4 protein-coding genes are annotated in these 4,939 nt (G+C 68.9%); 2 read left to right on the top strand and 2 right to left on the bottom strand.

Going from position 1 to position 4,939, the window contains the following annotated elements; genetic code table 11:
* Positions 1-113 precede the first annotated feature (113 nt).
* Positions 114-2,207: an FUSC family protein gene (locus tag ACWEN3_RS41440; RefSeq protein WP_452982385.1), complete on the top strand. Its 2,094-nt coding sequence runs from the start codon at positions 114-116 to the stop codon at positions 2,205-2,207.
* A gap of 63 nt (positions 2,208-2,270) precedes the next feature.
* Here the strand turns inward: ACWEN3_RS41440 and ACWEN3_RS41445 are convergent, their stop codons facing one another.
* Positions 2,271-2,675: a MarR family winged helix-turn-helix transcriptional regulator gene (locus tag ACWEN3_RS41445; protein ID WP_452982393.1), complete on the bottom strand. Its 405-nt coding sequence runs from the start codon at positions 2,673-2,675 to the stop codon at positions 2,271-2,273.
* Positions 2,676-2,764: 89 nt separating this feature from the next.
* The gene (locus ACWEN3_RS41450) at positions 2,765-3,694 is read right to left on the bottom strand and encodes a DMT family transporter (RefSeq protein WP_452982388.1); all 930 of its coding nucleotides are present in this window, start codon (positions 3,692-3,694) and stop codon (positions 2,765-2,767) included.
* Positions 3,695-3,931: 237 nt separating this feature from the next.
* On the opposite strand from ACWEN3_RS41450, the gene ACWEN3_RS41455 reads away from it, so the two are divergent.
* Positions 3,932-4,873, top strand: coding sequence for a LysR family transcriptional regulator (locus tag ACWEN3_RS41455; protein WP_452982390.1), 942 nt, complete (start codon positions 3,932-3,934; stop codon positions 4,871-4,873).
* Positions 4,874-4,939 lie beyond the last annotated feature (66 nt).

The raw sequence follows: 4,939 nt of genomic DNA on the forward strand, positions 1-4,939 counted from the left end.
TGTGTTGTGTGTTGTTATGCGGTGTGTTCTTCCGTTAGTTCTTGTGTGGGGCGGGGCCCCCCCCCGCGACCCCGCCACCTCCGCGCTCACACGGAAAGAAGTGAAACACCGCCATGTTGACCCACTACAGGCGCGCGGTTCTGCACGCCGCGCGCCACGGCTTCAAGCTGGGGCGGCCCCTGCAGAACCCGGAGGCACTGCTGCGGGTCGCCGTGGCCGTCGTCGCCGCCACGGTCGTCGGCTACTTTCTCGACAATCCGATGGTGACGATCGGCGCCTGGTTCACCGGCATGGGCTCGCTGGTCCCGCGCCGGCGCAACCGTGTGGCCATCTCGGCCGTGAGCACGCTGCTCCTGTGCGCCGCCGGTCCGCTCGTGGGCGTGTATCTGCACGGCGTCCCGTGGCTCCTCTACGTTCTGGCCTTCCTCGGTACATTCCTCGGCGGCATGCTGCTGACCCTCGGCATCGGCCCGGGCATGAGGGTGATCATCATGATGATCATGATGGTGGCCTTCGCCGACATCTCGCCCGACATCTCCACGGGGCTGAGCCTGGTCAAGTGGCTCGCCGTCGGTGGCGGCATCGGGTTCGTCTGTCAGGTGATCCCGCCCTACGGCCCCCGTTTCGCGGGCCAGCGCGATGCCGTGGCGGAGCTCTACGACGCCCTCGCCGCCGACGCCAGGGCCTACGCGGCCGGCGGTGCCCCGGACCGGCCGTGGCCCCAGCCGACGCTCACCGCCCGGCAGGCCCTGACCGTCCTGCCGCTGCGCTCCCGCACCGCGGCCGCCTCCCTGTTCGGGCTGGTCGGCGAGGCGGAACGCATCGTGCGATACCTGCGCGCCCTTGAGGCGCCCACCGGCCTGGACCCCGACACCCGCAAGGCGAGCTGCGCCGCCGTCGCGGACGTCCTGTCCGAGATCGCCTCGGCCGTGCGAACCGGCCGACCGGTCGCCGCCACGACGGACGACCGCGCGCGGAACCTCCTGGAGCCGGGATCCGGTGAGCCCCTGGAGCGCGCGCTGCAAGGCCTCACCGAGGCCCTCGCCGAGGCGGAACGGATGGCCTCCCTGTCAGATTCCGGCGATGCCGGTGCCACCGGGCAGCACACCGAACTGGCGAAGCAGCACGCCCAGTCCGGTTTCCTCGCCCGTGGACTGCGGCAACTGCGCGCGGAGCTCACCTGGGAATCCCCCGCCTTCCGGCACGCGCTGCGCCTCGCGGTCGCGGCCACCCTCGCCGAAGCCGTCGGCCGCGCCACCGGCGACTGGGGCGGCATCGGTGTGGCGCACCACGCCGTCTGGGCCTTCCTGACGGCCGCGGTCGTCCTGGTCCCCACCTTCGAGCACACCATCGGCCGCGGCATCAGCCGGAGCGCCGGTGCCGTCGTGGGCGGCTTCCTCGGCTGGGGCCTGACCATGCTGCCCCATGACAAGCTGCTGCACTCCGTCATCGTGGTCCTGCTGATCTTCGGCTACCTGGCCTTCCGCAGCATGGGGCAGCCGCCGACGATCATCTGCATCACGGCCGTGGTGGCCTACATCGGCGGAGAAGGCGCCAGCGCGTGGAGCCGCACCGTGGACACACTGATCGGCGCCGCCATCGCCATGATCGTCTACGTGCTGTGGCCCACCTGGCAGAGCAAGCGACTGCCCCGGCTGCTGGGGAACTGGACCCGGATCGAAGGCCGGTATCTCGGTGCCCTCGCGGCAGCGTGGGCCGACCCCGCCGGAGCCGACCGTGCCGTCCTGGACCGGATGGGGCACGAAGCCCGCGTCGCCCGCCGTCACTTCCAGGAAGCCGCCGCCGCCGCCACGTCCGAGCCGGTCCACCACCGCGCCCGGTGGAGCGGCCCCGAACTGGAGACACTGTCCCGCTCGACCCGCGAACTCGCCAAGGGGTCGGCCCTGCTGGCCGCCCATCTGCCGGGTCCGCGGCAACCGGGGGTCCCCTCCGCCGCCCGCTACGCGGAGTCTCTGCACGCGGAGTTGTCCGAACTGGCCACAGCCGCGGAGACGGGCAGGATGCCGGTTCCCGGACTCACCGCTGAGCTGCACGACCTCTTGAGCGTCGAACTCGCGGACACCACACCGTCCGGGATGTACGAGCGTGAGGTCTTCGCCCACGTCACCCACGCCGTGGAGGACCTGGCATCCGCGATCGGCGACCAGCACGTGACCGGCCGGCACCGGGCGGTCGGAGTCGGCTGATCGGCTTCCGGTGACCGGTGCGCGGCGCTCGAGCCGGGAGAGCAGCTGGACGAGAACAGCGGTTCAGGAACGCGGCTGACGACCCTGGATCGCGCGGGCCAGGGCCGGGAGCGCGACCTTCACCGCGTGCTGTTCCGGCTCGGCCAGCTCCTCGATGAGCTGCTGCAAGGCCTGGGCGCGCTCGGCGTGGCGCTGACGGAAGATCTCCAGACCGGTCTCGGTGGCTTCCACCAGCACCACCCGGCCGTCGCTGGGATCGGCGACCCGCTGCACCAGCCCGCCACGTTCCATACGGGTGACGAGCTGGGTCATGTTCGGCTGTGAGACTCCCTCGGCCCGGGCCAGCGTGGTCAGCCGCTGGGGGCCTTCCCGGCCCAGTCGGGCGATCGCGGTGGATGCCGCGGTGCTCAGGCCGCCGGCAGTGGCGCTTTTGCGTACGTAGCGGACCAGCTGCTCCACGGCGATCATCAAGTCTTCCGGCGGCACCCCGGACACCGCAGGGTCATCAGTTGTAGCCCGTTCACGCATTTGCCGATTGTATGCGGCCTGCGGCGAGGTCATCCGGACACAGGCACAGACGTCGAAGTGGCCGAACCTGCCGAACCTGCCGAGCCCGCCGCTGCTGTGCGCGCATCGTCGGCGACGATCCGTGTGCGGGACAGCCGGATCACGCCCGCCGCCATCAGCGCCAGTCCGAGCAACTGGAGGGCGGGCCACCAACCGCCGCGTACGTCTTCACGGAAGAGGACGACACCCAGGGCCAGGCTGACCAGTGCGTCCGCGAGGGTGAGAGTCGGCTGGGAGGCGATCAGTGGCCCAGACTGCAGCGTGCTCTCCCACAGGAAAAGCGCGCACCCGCCCATGGCGGCGAATGCGTAGGTCTGCCACGACGCGAAGAAGGCGGCAACGCCCGCATGGCTGAGCGTTTCGGTGGCGGACTTCATCAGGGCGGCGGTCAGGGCGTAGCCCATCGCGGTAGCCAGGCCCATGCAGGCGGCTCGGCTTCGGCCGACGGGGCGTTTCACCGCGGCGGCGCACAACACCACCATGGCCCCCAGACAGCAGGCCATGACCGTTGTCCACCGCGCGGCGGGGGCGTCTGGGTGCCCACCGGCCGGGGCGGCCGCGAACAGCCCCAGGGCGAGACTGGTGACGACACTGCCGACAGACAGCCAGCCGGCCCGGGGCATCCGGCGCCCGAAGACCAGGCCGGCGACCAGCAGCGTGAACGGCAGCTCCAGCGTCAAGACCGGCTGCACGACTGCCAGTGGGCCGGTGGTCAGCGCGACGCCTTGGCACAGCGCCGCCGCGACGACGCCGGTCATACCGAGCAGCCAGACCGGGGTGCGCAGCAGGTCCCGTATCAGACCGATGCGGAAGCGGTTGGATTGCCGCACGATCAGAGCGGCCCGCCGTTGCATGACAGTTCCCACGGCGTTGCTCGCGGCGGCGAGCACGGCGAGTACCAGTGACACGGCGGCCAGCATGACGGTCTCCTTCCGGCGGGTGACTGTGACGGGTGGCGGGTTGTACATCGACGCCATCGAAACCCATATACACAATAAGACTATATAAGCTCCCTATGTTTGTGATATGTATCTCTGCGGCGTTTCTTGCTCCAAGCTCTGCGCCTGAATGCGAAGTCGCCGAATCGGGGCTTCACGTTTTTTCAGTGGTTGAATCATGGTTGATTCGAGAATGTGTGTGAACTTAAGGGTGTCGAAATGGGAACATTCAACCGACTTCACCTCATTCGTCAGGTGGATCTGTTCACGCTGCGCCTCTTCCTGTCCGCGATCGAGGAGCAGCAGATCGGTCGGGCGGCCATACGGGAGAACATCGCGGCGTCGACGGCGACAAAGCGCATCCAGGTCCTGGAGGACATCGCCGGCATCCAGCTCCTCGAACGCGGGCCGAAGGGGGTCGTCCCGACTCCGGCCGGAGCGGTCCTGGCGCGATGCGCCCGTCAGATTTTCGACAGTCTCGAAGACATGCGCTCCGAAATCGCCTCCTTCACAGATGGCGTGCGAGGAGACCTGACCATTGCGTCCGCGCGCACCATCTTCGTCCCGTTCCTCGCACGCGAGCTGGGCGACTTCAGTCGCGAATACCCACTCGTCAAGCTGTCCGTGCATGACATCGAGAACGCGGACATCCCTCAACACGTCGCTCACGGTGAGGCGGACATCGGTGTGTTCGCGGTGACACACGAACTCGATCTCGACGGCGTCGACGTCACGCCCTATCGGGAGGATCGTCTGGTGGCTCTCGTGCCGCGGGACCACTGGCTCAGTGAGCGGTCCAGTGTGACGTTCCAGGACTTGCTGTCGGAGAACCTGATCGCGATCGCTGCCCTGCTGCCTGTCTTCCGAGCCGAGGCGCGACGGCTCGACCAGGAATGCCTGCCGAGTTTCACCGTGCGCAGCGCAGGCGTCGCGATGAGCCTGGTTCGGGCGGGACTGGGGGTCTCCGTGCAGCCCGAGTGCCTGGTCACGCGGGAGGTGCTGGCCGATGCGGCCGCGGTGGAACTCGCCGAGCCCTGGGCGGTACGAAGGATCCATATCGCCACCGCACACGGGCGTACTCTCAGTCCCGCCGCGCGTGAATTCGTCAAGCAGCTACTCGACCGCCCGCGCGACGACCACGAGCCCATGAGCTTTTTCTGAGCCGATCCAGGCCCCGCCGCCAGGGCGAATCCCACAGATTGATCACTGCTCGATACACGCCCTGGC

The sequence above is a fragment of the Streptomyces sp. NPDC004561 genome, assembly GCF_053602155.1.

Coding starts and splice junctions, on each gene's coding strand:
- ACWEN3_RS41440 (WP_452982385.1), top strand. CDS start 114: ATGTTGACCCACTACAGGCGCGCGGTTCTGCACGCCGCGCGCCACGGC.
- ACWEN3_RS41445 (WP_452982393.1), bottom strand. CDS start 2,675: ATGATCGCCGTGGAGCAGCTGGTCCGCTACGTACGCAAAAGCGCCACT.
- ACWEN3_RS41450 (WP_452982388.1), bottom strand. CDS start 3,694: ATGCTGGCCGCCGTGTCACTGGTACTCGCCGTGCTCGCCGCCGCGAGC.
- ACWEN3_RS41455 (WP_452982390.1), top strand. CDS start 3,932: ATGGGAACATTCAACCGACTTCACCTCATTCGTCAGGTGGATCTGTTC.